This window comes from Micromonospora sp. NPDC050784, assembly GCF_044456765.1.
In the GTDB taxonomy this organism is placed as follows: domain Bacteria; phylum Actinomycetota; class Actinomycetes; order Mycobacteriales; family Micromonosporaceae; genus Micromonospora; species Micromonospora foliorum.
The window spans coordinates 124,912-142,723 of sequence record NZ_JBITGG010000018.1 but is presented as its reverse complement, the minus strand read 5'-3'; the positions used below and the strand labels follow the sequence as shown (position 1 = coordinate 142,723).

Genomic DNA, 17,812 nt, shown 5'->3' with positions numbered 1-17,812 from the left:
CCCGGGCGAGGCCGAGGTTCAGGAAGGATACTGCGGGTGGGAACGTCCTGCCGGGGTCGGTAAAACCAGCTCGTCCGTCCGGCCGATGTCGGCGAGCTCGATCGCGTCACCGAAGCGCCCCAACGCCACCAACGCGGCACCGGTGGCGCCGATCTCCGGGTTGCGTTGATGCGACACCGGTCGCGGTGCGAGCGCGGTGGCGAAGGCCTGCCGCCACCACACCGAGGCGGCCACCGCGCCGCCGCCCAGCACCACGCCTACCGGTTTGTCGATGGTGGACTCCAGCACCCCGAGATCCTCGGCGACCAGCTCACACAACCCCTGCATCAGCCCGGCCAGGATGTCCACCGAGGTGGTGCTGAAGCTCAGACCGCGCAGCTCACCGCTGCCCGCCGGCGCCAGCCCCGGCGCCCGGTCACCACCGAAGCGGGGGTCCGCCGGTCGGCCGCCGCCCGCCGGCACCAGCGCCAGCGCCGCGTCCAACTCGGCGCCCCGGGGCAACCGCAGCTCCCGGTCCGCCCAGGCGAAGAGGTTGCCTCCGTTGGCGTACGCGGCCCCGGTCACCACGTGGTCGTGGTCGACCCGGTACCGCCACAGCCGTTCGGGCAGGCGGGGCATCGGTTCGCCGGCCGGGATCCGCTGCATCAACCGTACGGCCGCGGAGGTGCCCACGGTGACGGCGGCCCGGCTCGGGTCGACGCAGCCCGAGCCGACGTTCGACGCCCCACCGTCGCCCACCGGCGGTGACCACCGGGCCTGCGCCAACTGCGGCCACCGACGGGCCAGGTCGACCCGGAGCCGGCCGTGCCAGTCCAGCTCGCTCAGCGGCGGCAGCTCCTCCGGCCGCGCCTCGGCGAGGGTCAGCGCCTCCTCGTCCCAGCGCAGGGTGCGCAGGTCCAGCAGACCGGTCCCGGAGGCCTGGGAGATCGACATGGGTGCCGTGTCGAGCAGCTCGCCCAGCACGTACTCGGGCAGACCGACGAACCGGGCGATCGGGGTGCCGGACTGCTCGCGCAACCAGGGCAACCGCATCGACCAGTACGAACGGTGCCACCAGCAGCCGGTGCGCTGGTGGAAGCCGTCCGGGTCGGCCGGCCCGGCGGTACGCCCGACCGGGGCGGGCCGGGTGTCCAGCCAGGTGACCACCGGGCCCAGGGGTGCGCCGTCACGGTCCAGCGGGAGCACCGAGTGCCACTGGGCGGAGACCGCCACCAGACCGACGTCGTGCAGGTGCCCCGAGTCGGCCAGCTCGTCCAGGCACTCGACCAGGTTCGCCAGATAGTCCCGACCGGACAGCGTGCCGGTGCCGTCGTCACCGATGGCGAGGTCGACCTTGCGGCGGGCCAGGGCGCCGGGCAGCGGCTGGGTGTCCGCGTCCAGCACCAGCCCGCGTACCGAGGAGGTGCCCAGGTCGAGCGCGAGAATGTTCATCGCCGGTCAAGTTACCCCGTGCCAGCCGGCCGACGGGCGCGTAGGGTGGATCACATGCTCGCGCAACTGACCAGTTGGTGGCCCGCCGACCCGGCGGCCATCTCCCGCGCGTAGCTCCATCCACGCGGCCGCCATCGAGGCGGTCGCCGGATCTCCCGGCCAGCGGGCCGCCCGACGGCGGCGCCCCGGCCCGACGGAGACACCCGATGACCCACCTGACCGACCTGCTCACCGCCGTCGCCCACGGCGTCGACCCCGGCCCCTTCGCGCTGCTACGCCGCGACAACGCGGCCGAACTGGACCTGTTCACCGGCCCGGTCGACACCGTCGAAGGGCTCACCGACCTTCCGCTGCCGCCCGGCCCGCCCGGGGCGCGGACGCTGGCCCTGGTGCCGTACCGGCAGATCACCGAGCGCGGCTTCGCCTGCGTCGACGACGGCGCCCCGCTGGAGTTCCTCCAGGTCCGCGAGCACCAGCGGATCACGCTGGCCGACGCCCTCGCCGCGCTGCCCGACGAACCGGTCCAGACCGGCGACGCCGGCTTCGACGTCAGCGACGAGGAGTACGCGCGGACCGTGCAGCGGGTGCTGTCCGAGGAGATCGGCCGCGGCGAGGGCGCGAACTTCGTCATCCACCGCGCCCTGCACGCCACCGTGCAGGGCCCACCGCTGGGGGCCGCGCTGGCCGCCCTGCGCCGGCTGCTGATCGCCGAACGCGGCGCGTACTGGACGTTCGTGGTGCACACCGGCACCCGGACGCTTGTCGGCGCCAGCCCGGAGCGGCACGTCAGCGTCGACGACGGCCTGGTGATGATGAACCCGATCAGCGGCACCTTCCGCTGCCCCGGTGGCGTCGCGGACCGGGCGGCCCTGCTGCGCTTCCTCGCCGATGAGAAGGAGATCGAAGAGCTGTACATGGTGCTCGACGAGGAGCTGAAGATGATGGCCACCGTCGCCGAGCACGGTGGGCAGGTGATCGGGCCGTACCTGAAGGAGATGTCGCACCTGGCGCACACCGAGTACCTGCTCGCCGGGCGGGGCACCCGCGACGTGCGGGAGGTGCTGCGCGAGACGATGTTCGCCCCCACCGTGACGGGCAGCCCGATCGAGAACGCCTGCCGGGTGATCGCCCGGCACGAGCGCCGGGGCCGGGGCTACTACGGGGGCGTGCTGGCGCTGCTCGGCCACGACGAGGCCGGCCGGCAGACCCTCGATGCGCCGATCCTGATCCGGACCGCCGAGATCTCCCCCACCGGCCGGCTGCGGGTGCCGGTCGGCGCCACTCTGGTCCGGCACTCGACGGCGGCCGGCGAGGTCGCCGAGACGCACGCCAAGGCCGCCGGGGTGCTGGCCGCGCTCGGCCTCGGCCCGGCGGCGACCGTCGGCGACCGCGGGCCGGTCACGCGGCTGGCCGACGACCCGGCGGTACGCGACGCGCTGGCCGCGCGCAACGCACCGCTGGCGCGCTTCTGGCTGGACCAGCGGTCACCGGACGCGCCCGGCCTGCCCGGGCTGGTCGGCCGCCGGGTGCTGATCGTGGACGCCGAGGACACCTTCACCGGCATGCTGGCCCACCAACTGGGCGCGTTGGGCCTGACGGTGACCACCCGGCCGTGGCACGCGAGCGGCCCGGTCGACGACTACGACCTGGTGGTGGCCGGCCCCGGACCCGGCGACCCGGGCAGCGTGGACGAGCCGAAGGTGGTGGCGCTGCGGGAGCTGCTGACCGGGCTGCTGGCCACCGGCCGTCCCACCCTCGCGGTCTGCCTCAGCCATCAGGTGCTGGCCGGGCTGCTGGGGCTGGCGTTGCACCGCCGGGAGGCGCCCTATCAGGGGTTGCAGCGGGAGGTACCGGTGTTCGGCCGGACCCGCCGGGTCGGGTTCTACTCGACGTTCACCGCCCGCGCCGAGGCCGACCTGCTGGCCACCGCGTACGGGCCGGTGGAGCTTGCCCGGGACCCGGGTGACGGCGCCGTGCACGCCCTACGGGGGCGCGGCTTCGCCGGGGTGCAGTTCCACGCCGAGTCGGTGCTCAGCCCGGACGGGCTCGCCGTGCTGAGCGAGCTGGTGACCGATCTGCTGCCCGCGTCGCGCACCGACGAGCTGTCCGCGACGCTCGGCGGCGCATAGTCGGCCCGGCCCGGGGGTAGGGCTGGGTGGACCGGTGGCGCGGACGGGCCGAGAGCCCCCGCCCGCGTCACCGGTCGCCCTCGTCCGTCAGCCGGCCAGGCCCGCCTTCAGCGCGGCACCCAGCTGCACCGCGCGCCGGGCGGTGAGCGCGCAGGCCCCGAGCGCCACGGCGTCCGGGGCGATCTCCCCGTTGTTGCTGGTGTGCGAGGCACCGTACGGGTTACCGGCGATGAACTGGCTGGTGTCGGTGTAACCGGGGGTGACCACCACACCGCCCCAGTGGTAGAAGACGTTGAAGAGCGAGGTAAGCGTGGTCTCCTGACCCCCGTGCGAGGTCGCCGTCGAGGTGAAGGCGGAGTAGACCTTGTTGGCCAGCGCGCCCTGGCTCCAGAGCGGGCCGGTGGTGTCGATGAACTGCTTCAGCTGCGCGGCGACCATGCCGTACCGGGTCGGCGCACCGAAGATCGCCACGTCGGCCCAGGCCAGGTCGTCGACCATCGCCTCGGGCACGTCCTGGGTCTCCAGGCGGTGCGCCTGCCAGCCGGAGTTGGAGCGGATCGCCTCGTCCGGCGCCAACTCGCGCACTTTGCGCAGGCGCACGTCGGCGCCGGCATCCCCGGCGGCCTCACACACGGCCTGCGCCATCTGGTAGGTGGTGCCGGTGGCGCTGTAGTAAATCACCGCTACCTTGGTCTGGGCAGCCATCAGAGTGTCCCCTTCTCGTCTCGGATCAGCTCCCGCGACTACCCGCTGCGGACGCGCTCTAACGACAGCCCGAGGCGCCCCCGCACGCCGGTCCGCCAACTCAAGTTTTCCGCAACTTCCCGGTCGTTTCGGCCCGACGCCGCACGCGGACGACGATCCTGATGCCATCGGTGCCGGCGGGATCGAGCCGCCGCCCCGCACCGGGCACCTGAACGGGGGATCGCGCTCCGCTGGCAACGGCGCTGGCGTAGCGCGATCAGGGGACGATCACGCTTCCGCGCCCCGCCTCGGTTCAGCGGACCAGGGTCGCCATCAGCCGGTCCAGCTCGGCCGCCGGGTCGACGGTGAGACCGGTGTGCACCGGCCCGGTCTGGATCATCGTGCTCCGTGGCGCGGCCAGCCAGTGGAACCGCTCACCGAGCCGCATCCGGGTAGCCGGCCCGTCACCGGAGCAGGTCCGGTCCCAGGAGTCGAGCACCGCGGCCACCGCCGGCAGGTCGACGTCCGGCGCCAGCGCGCGAACCCGGTCGGCGTCCAGGTGCGTCCGCGCGGCCAGGAAGTCGCGCTGCTGGCAGTAGAGCAACACCCCGACGTTGATCTGCTCACCGCGCTCGATACGGGGCACGAGGCGGATCAGCGCGTACTCGAAGGGTTGCCTCATGCCCCGCTCCCCGTTGGCAGCCAGTCGGCCGTGCGAGCGACGCGGCGGGACAGGTGGTCCAGGTACGCCTCGCGCGCCGCGTCGGCCGTCTCGAAGTCGGCGGCGGTCAACCACTCCCCCGGCACCTGGGCCAACACCTCGGTGAGCAGCGCCGGGGTGACCTGGGGGGCCAACTCGGCGTCGGCCTCGGCCAGCCGCGACGCGTACGGGGCCAGCACGTGATCCTCCGCGCGGTAGGCCCGGTGCACGGAGGCCTCGGCGCGCGGCCAGTTGTGGTGGAAGTACAGCGAGGCGCCGTGGTCGATCAGCCACAGCTCCCGGTGCCAGACCAGCAGGTTCGGATTGCGCCAACTCCGGTCGACGTTCTCCACGTACGCGTCGAACCAGAGCACCCGGGACGCCAGCACCGGGTCGACGGGGTGCGCCACCGGGTCGAAGCCCAGCGCCCCGGGCAGGAAGTCCATCCCGAGGTTGGCACCACCGCTGCTGCGCAGCAGCTCCTGCACCTCCTGGTCGGGCTCGGCGCGCCCGATGACCGGGTCGACGTCGAGGACCACCAGCGGCGGCACCCGCAACCCCAGCCGGCGGGCCAGCTCACCGCAGATCACCTCGGCGATGAGCGCCTTGGGCCCCTGCCCGGCACCACGGAACTTCGCCACGTAGGTGCCGAGGTCGTCGGCCTCCACCACGCCCGGCAGCGACCCACCCTCGCGCAGCGGGGTGACGTAGCGGATCGCGGTGACCTGGCGGAGCACGCCGCCCACCCTACTGGGGCCGGCCAGAACGGGTGGCGGGCCGGCCCAGACCGGTACGCGCCGGTCAGTCGAGCTTGTCGCGCAGCTTGTCGACCTGGGTCTGCAGGCGGTCCACCGCGTTCTCGTTGTTGACGAACGTGGTGATTCCGGCGGCCAGACCCAGGCCGATCAGCACGGCCAGGATGCTGAGCACCAGGCCGCCGATCGACACGCCACGACCGGTGACCCCGGGTCGGCGGGCCATCTTGAGGCCGACGATGCCGAGGATGATCCCGATGATGCCGAGCACCAGCCCCAACCAGGCGAGGATCGCCGTCAACACGCTGAACAGGCCGGCCACTCCGAACACCAGGGCGAAGGTCGCGGCGGCGCTCGTCTTCGCGCGGGTGTCCCCCCGATGGCTGCGGGACCCGGCCGGTACGCCGGCACCCCGGGCCGGCTCGCTTGCGGCAGTCATGAGATTCCCTTCCGTACACGCGGCGCGCGTACTTCCGGCGGGGCGCATTCCCCCGACGACCGTCGTTACGCCTCCCATCTGCGGAAGTGTCGGTGGTCGGCCCTAGGCTGGCCGCCCGGCCACGAAAAGGAGGGCCCGATGCCTGTCGACCTCAGCGCGGCCGACGCGTTGGCGCTGCGGATGACCAGCCTGCTGCTGCGCCCGCATCCGGGCACCCGACCCGACAGCGTCGCCGAGGTGGTCGAGTGGTTCGGCGCGATGCAGGCACAGGACCTGGCCAGCGGGTTGTGGTCGCTGGGGGCCCGGCTACCCGGCCGTAGCGTCACCGACGTGCAGGCGGCGTTGGAGCGGCGCGAGGCGCTGCGCACCTGGCCGATGCGGGGCACCGTGCACCTCGTCCCGCCCGCCGACGCCCGCTGGATGCTGGAGCTGACCGGCGTACGATCGCTGGCCGGCCTGGCGACCCGGCGGGCACAGCTCGGGCTCACCGAGGCCGACGCGGACCGGGCGGCGGACGTCCTCGGCGCCGCGTTGGCCGGCGGCGGTCGGCTCACCCGCGCGCAGTGCCTGGCCACCCTGCGGGCGGCCGGCCTGGGCACCGACGGGCAACGTGGCTACCACCTGCTGTGGTATGCGAGCGTCCGTGGCGTGACCTGCGTGGCGCCGAACATCGGCACCGACCAGACCTTCGCCCTGCTCGACGAGTGGGCGCCCGAGCCCCACCGGCTGGAACGGGACGAGGCGTTGGCCCTGCTCGCCCACCGCTACGTACGCGGGCACGGCCCGGTCACCGACCGCGAGTTCGCCGGGTGGAGCGGCCTCACCCTCACCGACGCCCGGCGCGGTCTGGCCGCCGCCGCAGCCGCGCTGAGCACGGTGCGGGTCGACGGCACACCGATGTACGTCGACGCGGCCCTGGCCGACGCGCCGCGCACCGCGCCGGAGGACGTGCTGGCGCTGCCCGGGTTCGACGAGTACCTGCTCGGCTTCCGGGACCGGACGTTGATGCTCGACCCCGCCCACCAGGCGGCCGTGGTGCCGGGCAACAACGGCATCTTCCAGGCCACCGTGGTCCGCGCCGGTCGGGTGGTGGGCGTGTGGAAGCGCAAGATCGGCCGCACCGCGGTCACCGTGACGGTCCAGCCGCTCACGGCCCTCGACGTCGCCGCCCGGGCCCGGGTGGAGCAGGCGCTCGGGCGCTACGCCGACTTCCTCGGGCTGCCGGCCCGCTTCGACTGGCTGACCTGACCGGGCCGGGTCACTCCTCGGCGGCCGGCGTCGGGTCGGCCGGTCGGGGGCGGGCGGCGCTGAGCAGGTCGACGATCCGGGTCACCCGGGGGTCCGCCTGGATCTGCGCCACGCTGGCCGGCAGCGGCAGCCGCCAGTTCGGATACTCGTCCACCGTGCCCGGCATGTTGGGTTGGCGCACCTCGCCCAGCACGTCGTAGAGGGAGACGCCGAGCAGCCGGGTCGGGCTGGCCGCGAGCGCGGCGTGCATCGCCACCACCACCTCGCCGTCGTCGGGCGTCGTCGCCGGTTCAGCCGACCCGGACCCCGCAGCCGGCTCGGGCAGCAGGTGCTCGGCGCGCAACATCGTGAGCAGCCGGTCCCGATCGGCGGCGGCACGGGCCCGCTCCACCGCCACGTCCGTGCCGAGCAGTTTCAACTCGTCGCGCACCCGCACGTGCTCACCGGTCAGGAAGCCCGGCGCGGTGGGCAGGTCGTGGGTGGAGATGGTGGCGAGGGCGTTGCGGGGCCACCGGGCCGGCGACACGAAGTCACCGGCGTCGTCACGCGCGAACCACAGCACGGTCGAGCCCAGCATGTTGCGCCCCCGCAACCCTCGGGTCACCGCCGGTTGGACCGTGCCGAGATCCTCACCGACCACCACCGCGCCGGCCCGGTGCGCCTCCAACGCGAGGATCCCGAGCATCGCCTCGGCGTCGTAGCGCACGTAGGTGCCCTCGGCCGCGCCGCCGCCCGGCGGCACCCACCACAGTCGCCACAGGCCGGCGACGTGGTCGACCCGCAGACCACCCGCGTGCCGCAGCGTGCGGCGCAGCATGTCCCGGTACGCGGCGTAGCCGGTGGCGGCGAGCCGGTCCGGGCGCCACGCGGCGAGCCCCCAGTCCTGGCCGAGCTGGTTGAAGTCGTCCGGCGGTGCGCCGACCCGCACGCCCTGGGCCAGCACGTCGGCGAGCTGCCACCCGTCCGCGCCGCCCGGGTCGATGCCGACGGCCAGGTCGTGCACGACGCCGACCGGCATCCCCGCCGAGCGGGCCGCCGCCGTGACGGCGTCGAGCTGCTCGTCGCAGAGGTGTTGCAGCCAGGCGTGGAAGCCAACCCGGTCGGCGAGCTGCCGGCGCTGCTCGGCGACCGCCGGGGAGTCAGGGTGGTGCAGCTCCGCCGGCCAGGCACGCCAGTCGTTGCCGTGCCGCTCGGCGAGCGCGCACCAGGTGGCGAAGCTGGTCAACGCCGGGTCCGCGGCGAGGTCCACCGGCTGGGCGTACGGGTGCAGCAACTCCAGCGCGCGCCGCTTGGCGGACCACACCTCGTCGTAGTCGATCAGGGAACCCCGGTCGGGCCGCAACGCGTCGACCACCGCACGCGTCGCCGGGTCCGCCGCACGGTACGCGGCGGTGTCGCTGACCCGTAGGTAGAGCGGGTTGACGAAGCGCCGGCTGGCCGGCGAATACGGTGAGGTGGCCACCGGGTGCGCCGGCCCGACCGCGTGCAGCGGGTTGAGTAGCACCAACCCCGCCCCGGTGGCACCGGCCCACCCGGTGAAGTCGGCGAGGTCACCGAGGTCGCCCATGCCCCAGGAACGCTCCGAGGTGAGCGCGTAGAGCTGGAGCATCCACCCCCACGTCCGGGGCGGCACCGGCAGCCGACGCGGCACCACCACCAGCGTCACCTCCCGGTCGGCACAGGCCAGCCGGTGCCAACCCAGCGGCAGGTCCGCTGGCAGCTCACCGTCGACCGCGCGGCGGCCACCGTCCTCCAGGGTCACCACCCCGGGGCCGGGCAGCGCCCGGGCGCGGCCGTGGGTGAGCACGACCGTCTCCGGCAGGGCGCTCCGGTCGACCGCACGGGCGGCGGCCAGCGCGTCGGCGATCGCCGCCGGGCTGGTGGCGTCCACCCCGAGCAGCCCCAGCACCCCCACCACGGTCTCCGGTGCGACCTCGACGCGGCGGTGCCGCCAATCCTCGTACCAGGTGGAAACACCGTGCGCGTTGGCCAGCGCGGCCAATCGTCGGTTCATCCCGTCCCCCGCTTCACGACGCGACCTGCGACCACCTTGCCACGCCCGCCCGAACGCCGCAGGGCGGCGGGGCGCCCCCGCCCCCTGCCGCGCCGATCTTGCACTTCCGTCCCGACACAAGGGGCATTCCACCCGTGTCGACAACCGAAACTGCAAGATCGGCGCGATCTGGCCGTCAGTCGGCGAGCGCGCCGGCGGCCCGACCCTCGTGCAGGGTCAGGTTTCGGCCGTTGGCCGGGTCGAACAGGTGGATCTTCTCCAGGTTGAACCAGACTCGGCGCGTCTGGCCCTCGGCGACCGGGGACTCGGCGGACAAGCGGGTCACCAGGTTGCCGCCGGCACCGGCGAAGTCGGCGGCGCCCGCGTCGGCGGCCAACTCCTCCAACTCGGCGGCGCTGGCCTTCTCACCCTCGACGGTGAAGTAGACGTACTTGTCCGAGCCCATCGACTCGACGATGTCCACCGGCGCCTCGAACTCCATGCCCCGCCGACGGGTGTCGTCGTCGACCAGTTCGGCGTCCTCGAAGTGCTCGGGCCGGATGCCGAGGATCAACTCGCGGGACGCGTCGGCCGACTCCAGCTCCCGGCGGACCCGGTCACCGAGCGGCACCGCGCCCAGGGCGGTGTGCAGCTCGCCGTCCTGCACCGCGGCGTGCAGGAAGTTCATCGACGGCGAGCCGATGAAACCGGCCACGAAGAGGTTGCGCGGGTGGTCGTACAGCTCCTGTGGTGGCCCGACCTGCTGCACCGCGCCCCCGCGCATGATCACCACGCGGTCGCCGAGGGTCATCGCCTCGGTCTGGTCGTGGGTGACGTAGACGGTGGTGGTGCCGAGCTGCTTCTGCAGGCGGGACACCACCGTGCGCATCTGCACCCGCAGCTTGGCGTCGAGGTTGGACAACGGCTCGTCCATCAGGAACGCCTTCGGCTGGCGGACGATCGCCCGGCCCATCGCCACCCGCTGACGCTGGCCACCGGAGAGGTTCGCCGGCTTGCGGTCCAGCAGCGAGGTCAGCTCCAGCACCTTCGCCGCCTCGTCGACCTTGCGGTCGATGGTCTCCTTGTCGAGCTTCGCCAGCCGCAACGGGAACGCCATGTTCTCCCGCACGGTCATGTTCGGGTACAGCGCGTACGACTGGAACACCATGGCGATGTCCCGGTCCCGGGGAGCCTTGTCGTTGACCCGCTGCCCGGCGATGCGTAGCTCACCGGAGCTGATGTCCTCCAGCCCGGCGATCATGTTGAGGGTGGTGGACTTCCCGCAGCCCGAGGGCCCGACCAGGATCACGAACTCGCCGTCGGCGATCTCCAGGTCGACGTCCTGCACGGCGACGGTCCCGTCCGGGAAGCTCTTGCTCACCTTGTCCAGCACGATGTCAGCCATGACTACCCACCTATCCCTTGACTGCGCCGGAGGTCAGACCGGACACGATGCGACGCTGGAAGAAGAGGACGAACAGAATGATCGGCACGGTGATCACCACGGCGGCGGCGCAGATCGCCCCGGTGGGGTCCTCGAACTGCGACGCGCCGGTGAAGAACGACAACGCGGCCGGCACCGTACGGGACCGCTCGGTCGAGGTCAGCGAGATGGCGAACAGGAAGTCGTTCCAGCAGAAGATGAAGACCAGGATCGCCGTGGTGAACAGCCCGGGCGCGGCCAGTGGCGCGATCACCCGCCGGAACGCCTGCCCCTGGGTGGCGCCGTCCATCTTCGCGGCCTTCTCCAGGTCCCACGGGATCTGCTTGAAGAACGCCGACAGCGTGTAGATCGCCAGCGGCAGCGCGAAGGTGATGTACGGCAGGATCAGCCCGAGCCAGGTGTCGAAGATCTTGAGCTGACGCTCGATCTCGAACAGCGGCGACACCAGTGACACCTGCGGGAACATCGCGATCAGCAGCGAGACGCCGACCAGCAGCTTCTTACCGGGAAAGTCCAGCCGACTGATCGCGTACGCGGCCATCGCTCCCAGCACCACCGCGATCAGCGTGGCGATCAGCGCGACGCCGATCGAGTTGACCAGCGCCCGGACGAACTGGTCGGTGTCGAAGATGGTCCGGTAGTTGTCCAGCGTCCACTCCCGGGGGATGAAGTTCCCGTCGGTGAGGGTGGCCGGCGTCTTGAACGACAGCGACGCGATCCACAGCACCGGGACCAGCGCGAAGACGACCACGAGGACGTCGAGCAGACCCCAGCGCAGCTTTGCCCTGGTAGTGGTTTCGACAGCCATGTCAGCGCCTCTCTCCGTCGTCGCTGCCCGGAGCAGCGGTGCCGAACAGCTTCACGAAGACGAAGGCGATGATCGCCACGGTGATGAAGATCAGCACCGACATCGTCGAACCGATGCCGAGGTTGAGACCCCGGATCAGGTTGTTGTAGGCGAGCATCGACACCGACGACGTCTCGTTGCCGCCAGCGGTCAACACGAAGATGTTGTCGAAGACCCGGAACGCGTCCAGGGTGCGGAACAGCAACGCGACCAGGATCGCCGGCTTCATCACCGGCAGCATCACCTTGGTGAACTTCTGCCAGGCGGTCGCGCCGTCGGTGGACGCCGCCTTGAGCAGGTCCTCCGGCACCAGCGCCAGCCCGGCCATCAGCAGCAGCGCCATGAACGGGGTCGTCTTCCAGATCTCCGCCAGCATGATGATCGCCAGGGAGCTGGCCCGTTCGGTGAGCGGTGCGCCGTCGCTGAACAGGTCGGCCAGGTAGCCGGTGCCGGGCGTCCAGGCGTACCGCCAGGAGAACGCCGCGACCACGGTGACGATCCCGTACGGGATCAGCGCCGAGGTCCGCACCAGGCCGCGGCCGACCAGGGTGCGGTGCATGATGATCGCCAGGCCCATGCCGAGCACCAGCTCGACGGCCACGGTGACCACCGTGATCAGCATGGTCACCCCGAACGCGGTCCACCAGAACTCGTTGGTGAGCACGGTGACGTAGTTCTCCAACCCGATGAACTCGCGCTGGTCGGGGAAACGCAGGTCGAAGCGCTGCAACGACAGCCAGACCGAGTAGATGATCGGGTACGCGGTCACCGCGATCATGACCAGCGCGGCCGGCGCGCAGAGCAGCAGACCGAGCTTGCGTTCGGCCTTCTTGTTCTCACTCAGTGGAGGCTTGCGACGGCCGCCACGTTGCTTCGGTACGGCGGCGGGCCGGCGGGTCTCCTCGGCGGCGACGTCGGCGCCGGTCGGCGTGGCGTTGATACTCACGGCAGGACCCCCTTGGACTGGAGGGCGTCGGCGATGGCGCCGCGCAGCTCGTCGGCGGTCTGCTGCGGACGGATCCCGGACGGCGGCGACAGGATCGCCGACATCACGGTGGAGATGCTCTGGTAGGCGGGGGTCAGCGGACGCGTCGCCGGGTCCTTCAACTCCTCCAGGATGGTGTCCTTCATCGGGTACGCCTCGGTCATCTCCGGGTCGTCGAAGACCGCCTCGATGGTCGGTGGCACGCCGTCGTTGATGGCGGAGAACTTCTGGTGCTCGGCGCTGCGGATGCACCGGGCCGCCTCGAAGGACTGCTCCGGGTGCTTCGAGTAGGAGCTGACCGCCAGGTTGACCCCGCCGATGGTGACCTTGCTGGGGGTGCCCCCGTCGATGCCGGGGATCCGAGCCCAGCCGACCTGCTTGGCCAGCTCCGGGTTCGCCTCCTGAAGGGCCGGGTAGACGAACGGCCAGTTCACCTGGAACGCGCCGGAACCGGACTGGAACTCCAGCCGAACCGGGTCCTCGGTGGCGTTGCTGAACGACGGCGAGGTCACGCCCGACGTGGCGAACTTCTTCAGCTGCTCCAACGCCCGGACCGTGCCCTCGTCCATGACGGACTTCGTACCCTCGTCGTTGAGGATCTTCCCCCCGGCGCTCTCGGCCAGGGTGTTGTAGAGGACGACCAGACCCTCGTACTGGGCGCCCATGGTGAGCACCTGGTACGGCTTGCCCTGGTCCTTGAGCTGCTGGGCCGCGCTGATCATCTGGTCCCAGGTGGTCGGCGGCTGCGGCACCAGGTCCTTGCGGTACCAGAGCAACTGGACGTTTGTGTTCTTCGGCGCCGCGTACAGCTTGTCCTCGTAGCGGGCGGTGTCCAACGGTCCGGCGAGGGTGCCCTGCTCGACCTCGGCCTTGTCCTGGCCGGTCCACTCACGGATCCAGTCGGCGCTGGCGAACTCCTGGGTCCAGGTGACGTCCAGGCCGAGCACGTCCATCCCGCTGTCCTCGGCGGCCAACCGGCGCACCATCTGCACCCGCTGGTCGTCGGCCTGCCGGGGCAGCACCCGGTAGGCGATCTCGTACCGTCCCTGGGCCTGCGCGTTGCAGTCGTCGACGACCTTCTGCAGGTTCTGTTCAGGCGGGTAGTACAGGTTGATCGTCGGTGGGCCGCCGGCGTCGTCCGCGCCGCACGCGGCCAGCGGCGCGACGAGTGCCAGCGCGGCAGCCGCCGCCCCCAGCCGAACAACCGGCCGGCGTCGGTGTCGAGCCGTTTCGGGGTCCGTCATCGCCCTCCCCCTCTCCTCGGCGAAAGACCGGGGAGGGCATCCGTGCCCCGGCGCACGGCGAGACGATTCCGAGCCGGCGAGCTGCGGAAACTCCGGCCCGGATGCTCTGTAGCGGCTACTCTGCCCCACCCGCGAAGCCACGAAACCTGGCTGTCACAACGGGAGCCGCGAGCACCGACCGGCCGCCTGCGCCCTGCACCGACGCCGCGCGCATGATCGACCCGGCTTCCTGAACCGGCCGCCCCAACAGCGCCCATGATCGACACGGTTTCCTGGAAGTCGCGCCATCACCGCGCCGGGAAGCCCTCGCCTTTCCGGAAGCGGAGTCGATCAGGAACTGGGACCGCGGTCCTCACCGGCGAGGGCCCCGGCTGGTCCGACGGGGTGCCGCTGATCCACTTCCCGAAATGAACCACGCGTCAGCTACACCAAGCAGCACTGAACATAAACTCGGAGAAGATGCCCTACCCCGGGTGTTCTCCGGCAGCGATATGCCCTGACCGGCCAGACCTCGAACCTCGCCCACGATCGGCCCTTCGATGAAGAGTAGTGACCAAAGACGATCAATCCCGAAACTGGAGATCTTGGACAGTTTCCGTTCGGGCAGAACGGAAACTGTCCAAGATCTAGCCTGACAGGTCCCGAAGCCGCCGGCAGTCAACCGAGCTGATCAAGGAAGTGGCGAAGTCATGGGCATGCTGACCCCACAGTGGCGGAAGTCGAGCCGGTCCGGCGGCAACGGCGGCTCCTGCGTCGAGGTCGCCGACAACCTGCCGAGCGTGGTGCTGGTGCGCGACACCAAGGACCGCGACGGCGGCACCCTGCACGTCGACCCGACGGCCTGGAAGTCCTTCATCGAGTACGCCAAGCAGCACTGAACGCGAACCCGGAGCAGCCCAACGATCGCGGCCGGGTCGGGTCGATCATGGGGTTATGGTGCCTGGTTTGGGATGATCGCGGACTTTGTCACCCACCACAACTCCATGATCGACGAGGCGTCGAGCGGCACTGACTCCGCCACGCGGCGCTTGTTCCACGGGCGTCCAGCTCGGACCGGGCATGCTGGAAGCATGATCGCGCGCTTCAAGGACCTCTGTCTGGACGCCACCGACCCGCTCGCGCTGGGTGCCTTCTGGGCCCGGATGCTCGACGGTGACGTGGCCGATGCCGGTGACGACGACACTCGGGTGGACCCGCGCTCGGCGCGCTCGAACGCCGAGTCGATCTGGGTGAACAAGGTGCCGGAGCCTCGGGTCGGCAAGACCCGCGTACACCTGGATCTGCGGATGGCCGGCGCGGACCCGGCGGGGTTGCTCGCGGACGGCGCCCGACTGGTCCGCGAGCCGGCCGGCGACGCCACCTGGTGGGTGCTCGACGACCCGGAGGGCAACGAGTTCTGCGCGTTCCCGGCCCGCGACGGCACCCGGCCCGGCCCGTTCGAGCTGGTCGTCGACTCGGCCGACCCGGCGGCGCAGGCGACCTGGTGGGCCGGGGTGGTCGGCGGCACCGTCGAGCACGAGCCGGCCCACGCGTCGGTGGTCGGCGCGTCCGGGTTCCCCTGGGACTACTGGGTGTTCGCCGCGGTGCCCGAACCCAAGACGGTCAAGAACCGGCTGCACTGGGACGTCGACCTGGTCGACCCGGAGCCGATGGCGCTGATCGCGGCGGGCGCGACGCTGCTGCGGGAGCCGCTCGACGAGGCGCACTGGTGGTGGGTGCTGGCCGACCCCGAGGGCAACGAGTTCTGCGCCTTCGCACCACGCCCCACCGGGTGAACGACCGACTACCCAGCGCGGGCGTCGTCGGCTAGCGTTTTCCTAGCGCCGTAGCCGGCGCGTTCGCCGCCGCCGTCGACACGCCTCCGGCCGACCCACACCTGCCCGACCGGTTGGTAATCGCGGGAACGACCCACCGCCGCTCCCCCGGTTCGGCAGGATCGTCCCAACGAGGAGGTGCCGTCGTGCAGGACACCCGCGCTCTCGCCCTGACGTTCGAGGTGAGCGGCCTGCCACCGGTCAAGACCGAAGCGTTGTCCATCTTCGCCGCCGGGCATCGGCAGGCGACGAGGGTCCGCACCCTGCTCCAGGCCGCCCTCGCCGCGGCTCAGCGCACCGGCTGGACGCCGTTGCCCGGGCCGATCGAGGTGGACCTGGTGTTGCGCTGCCCGCCCGGGCACCGGACGTCCGACGCCAGTACCCTGCTCGGCGGCATCTGCGCGGTGTTGCAGGACAAGAAGCGGGTGTCGAGCATCGGGCTCGCCCACCTCGGCGTCCTTGTGGACGTCGCTTTGTACGACGACGACCGGCAGATCCGCCGGTTGTCGTACCACGAGGAGCCGGCGGAGGACTTCTCGTACCAGGTGCGGGTCGCCGCCGTACCGACCGGGGTTTGACCGACGTCCGCGGTGGGGTATCGCGGACGCCGACGAAGGGAGCACCGATGTCGGAGCCACATGTCACGCTCGACCCCCGCGGGCTCGATCCTGTGCAGCAGAAGCTGCGCGGCCCGCTGGAGGAGCAGCTGACCTCGGCGCTTCAGGCGGCCACCGACCGGGTCCGCGGCGACTACGCGGGCGAACCGGTCGAGCAGGTCTGCCAGCGACTGTTGGAGGAGACCCGCTCCGGGTTGCACCCCGACATCGCGGCCGGGTTCAACCCGGACATGGACGAGTTCTGCCGGGTGGCGGTGGCGATCGTCCGGCGTGAGGCCGACTGAGCCGCGGCGCTTCTCAGTATCGGCTGAGCTGGGCGTACGGGCTGAGCACGATGCGTGGTGACAGTGCCGGGTCCAGCCAGTTGAGCACGTCGACCAGGTGGTCGTGTGCGAGGGAGACGCAGCCAGCGGTGGCGTTGCCGGCGCTGGTGCTGAACTGGTGCAGGAAGATCCCGCTGCCCGCGTTCGGCACCGGCTTCGACACGTTCGGCGGCATGTTGTAGGTGATCACCGCGAAATGCGTGTACGCGGGAACCTCCTGCCACAGTGCCTCGCTGGCCCCGCCCGGGTTGGTCGCACTGTGCTGGAAGGTGTTGTACAGCGCGGACGACGGATTCTCGTTCCACCAGTCACCGCTGACCAGCCGGTGGTAGGGGAACCGAACGCCCGGGTTGGCGGCGATGCCGTACATGGTGGGGCCGATCGAGTAGACCCCCGTCGGCGTGGTCGGCACACCCTCCACGTGGTTGTCGCTGAAGCCCTTCGAGCCGATCCGGGCGGGCAACTTCGCCGCGGCCGGCTGCCAGCCGTTGCGCACCCGCACGTACGCCTCCAGCGTCGCGTAGGTGGTGGTGTAGCTGGTGGCGCCCACGATGATCACTTGCTTGGTCTCCGCCGGCAGCGTCCGCAGCTCACTGGCGCGGTTGTGGAGCGGCAGCGACGACCGGGCGCCGGGCACCGGGGCGGTGCCCCAGGCCGGCCGCAGCGGCCCGCTCGCGCCGAGTGCCGGCGCGGCCGGGCTGAGCACGGCCGGGGCGGCCAGGCCTGCCGCCGTACCGAGCAGGAGAGATCTGCGCTTCATGCCGCCATCCTGACAGTCGATCGGCCGCGCGGTCTGCCCCGCTCGGCCCGGTTGAGCGATTCGCCGGCCGGGTCAGGGCCGGGTCCGCAACTACCCGGCCCTGACCCTCGGCCGTCCGACAGGGGAGCGGACAGCTTCGGCACCCCGCCGCGCGGGCGTGGCACGACGCCACGCGCGAGAACGGGGTGGGCCAGCCACTCCGTCAGCACTCAGCTCCACGGTGCTCGCCCGCCGAACGCCGACGCGCCCCGACACACCCCGAAAGGCCGTGAGCGCCGGACCAGGCTAGGCGGGCTCCGGTCGGCCGGACAAGCCGCGTCGGGCTGCCGGAGGCAGGACTGATGCCACTGTGAAAAACAGGCATCTCGGCGTAACGCCACCATGATCGCCGACGCTGTT

General features: G+C 71.7%; 17 protein-coding genes. 6 read left to right on the top strand and 11 right to left on the bottom strand.

All coding sequences use genetic code 11. The features are described 5' to 3' along the window. Positions 1-18: 18 nt before the first annotated feature. A complete protein-coding gene (locus ACIBD9_RS23840; RefSeq protein WP_396720959.1) occupies positions 19-1,431 on the bottom strand; it encodes an FGGY family carbohydrate kinase in 1,413 nt (470 codons plus the stop codon). A gap of 206 nt (positions 1,432-1,637) precedes the next feature. Here ACIBD9_RS23840 and ACIBD9_RS23835 point away from each other — a divergent pair, with 206 nt between their 5' ends. Next, positions 1,638-3,560: an anthranilate synthase family protein gene (locus ACIBD9_RS23835; RefSeq protein WP_396720958.1), complete on the top strand. Its 1,923-nt coding sequence runs from the start codon at positions 1,638-1,640 to the stop codon at positions 3,558-3,560. An 87-nt stretch (positions 3,561-3,647) separates the two neighbouring features. Here the strand turns inward: ACIBD9_RS23835 and wrbA are convergent, their stop codons facing one another. The 4 genes from wrbA to ACIBD9_RS23815 all read right to left on the bottom strand — a co-directional run bounded on the left by wrbA (position 3,648) and on the right by ACIBD9_RS23815 (position 6,138). Further along, complete coding sequence (gene wrbA / locus ACIBD9_RS23830; protein ID WP_396720956.1) at positions 3,648-4,265, bottom strand: NAD(P)H:quinone oxidoreductase; 618 nt, start codon at positions 4,263-4,265, stop codon at positions 3,648-3,650. Positions 4,266-4,557: 292 nt separating this feature from the next. Then, on the bottom strand, positions 4,558-4,926 hold the full coding sequence (locus tag ACIBD9_RS23825; RefSeq protein ID WP_091404117.1) for a DUF3037 domain-containing protein: 369 nt from the start codon (positions 4,924-4,926) through the stop codon (positions 4,558-4,560). Next, on the bottom strand, positions 4,923-5,681 hold the full coding sequence (locus ACIBD9_RS23820; RefSeq protein ID WP_396720954.1) for a HipA family kinase: 759 nt from the start codon (positions 5,679-5,681) through the stop codon (positions 4,923-4,925). The genes ACIBD9_RS23825 and ACIBD9_RS23820 overlap by 4 nt, the downstream gene beginning before the upstream one ends. Before the next feature lie 64 nt (positions 5,682-5,745). Next, positions 5,746-6,138, bottom strand: coding sequence for a hypothetical protein (locus tag ACIBD9_RS23815; RefSeq protein ID WP_396720953.1), 393 nt, complete (start codon positions 6,136-6,138; stop codon positions 5,746-5,748). Positions 6,139-6,276: 138 nt separating this feature from the next. Here ACIBD9_RS23815 and ACIBD9_RS23810 point away from each other — a divergent pair, with 138 nt between their 5' ends. Then, entirely contained in the window at positions 6,277-7,386 is a 1,110-nt protein-coding gene (locus ACIBD9_RS23810) for a winged helix DNA-binding domain-containing protein (protein ID WP_396720952.1), read from the top strand. A gap of 10 nt (positions 7,387-7,396) precedes the next feature. Here ACIBD9_RS23810 and malQ read toward each other — a convergent pair whose 3' ends face one another. The 5 genes from malQ to ACIBD9_RS23785 all read right to left on the bottom strand — a co-directional run bounded on the left by malQ (position 7,397) and on the right by ACIBD9_RS23785 (position 13,899). Continuing rightward, positions 7,397-9,400 (bottom strand): 4-alpha-glucanotransferase, encoded by a 2,004-nt coding sequence (gene malQ, locus ACIBD9_RS23805; protein ID WP_396720951.1) that lies wholly within the window; start codon positions 9,398-9,400, stop codon positions 7,397-7,399. Between the two features lie 175 nt (positions 9,401-9,575). Further along, positions 9,576-10,784, bottom strand: a complete 1,209-nt coding sequence (locus ACIBD9_RS23800) for an ABC transporter ATP-binding protein (protein WP_396720949.1) — start codon at positions 10,782-10,784, stop codon at positions 9,576-9,578. A 10-nt stretch (positions 10,785-10,794) separates the two neighbouring features. Then, a complete protein-coding gene (locus tag ACIBD9_RS23795) occupies positions 10,795-11,631 on the bottom strand; it encodes a carbohydrate ABC transporter permease (protein WP_350853661.1) in 837 nt (278 codons plus the stop codon). Between the two features lies 1 nt (position 11,632). Then, complete coding sequence (locus tag ACIBD9_RS23790; protein WP_308193598.1) at positions 11,633-12,616, bottom strand: sugar ABC transporter permease; 984 nt, start codon at positions 12,614-12,616, stop codon at positions 11,633-11,635. After that, entirely contained in the window at positions 12,613-13,899 is a 1,287-nt protein-coding gene (locus tag ACIBD9_RS23785; protein WP_396720947.1) for an ABC transporter substrate-binding protein, read from the bottom strand. Before ACIBD9_RS23785 ends, ACIBD9_RS23790 begins: the two co-directional genes overlap by 4 nt. Before the next feature lie 695 nt (positions 13,900-14,594). Here ACIBD9_RS23785 and ACIBD9_RS23780 point away from each other — a divergent pair. The 4 genes from ACIBD9_RS23780 to ACIBD9_RS23765 all read left to right on the top strand — a co-directional run bounded on the left by ACIBD9_RS23780 (position 14,595) and on the right by ACIBD9_RS23765 (position 16,614). Beyond that, positions 14,595-14,777 carry a DUF397 domain-containing protein gene (locus tag ACIBD9_RS23780; protein ID WP_396721010.1) on the top strand — a complete coding sequence of 61 codons (183 nt, stop codon included), beginning with the start codon at positions 14,595-14,597 and terminating at the stop codon, positions 14,775-14,777. Between the two features lie 192 nt (positions 14,778-14,969). Then, complete coding sequence (locus ACIBD9_RS23775) at positions 14,970-15,674, top strand: VOC family protein (protein ID WP_396720945.1); 705 nt, start codon at positions 14,970-14,972, stop codon at positions 15,672-15,674. Between the two features lie 185 nt (positions 15,675-15,859). Further along, complete coding sequence (locus tag ACIBD9_RS23770) at positions 15,860-16,291, top strand: hypothetical protein (protein ID WP_396720943.1); 432 nt, start codon at positions 15,860-15,862, stop codon at positions 16,289-16,291. Between the two features lie 47 nt (positions 16,292-16,338). Beyond that, on the top strand, positions 16,339-16,614 hold the full coding sequence (locus tag ACIBD9_RS23765; RefSeq protein WP_238657004.1) for a hypothetical protein: 276 nt from the start codon (positions 16,339-16,341) through the stop codon (positions 16,612-16,614). Between the two features lie 13 nt (positions 16,615-16,627). Here the strand turns inward: ACIBD9_RS23765 and ACIBD9_RS23760 are convergent, their stop codons facing one another. Further along, a complete protein-coding gene (locus tag ACIBD9_RS23760; protein ID WP_396720942.1) occupies positions 16,628-17,413 on the bottom strand; it encodes a L,D-transpeptidase family protein in 786 nt (261 codons plus the stop codon). Between the last annotated feature and the right edge of the window lie 399 nt (positions 17,414-17,812).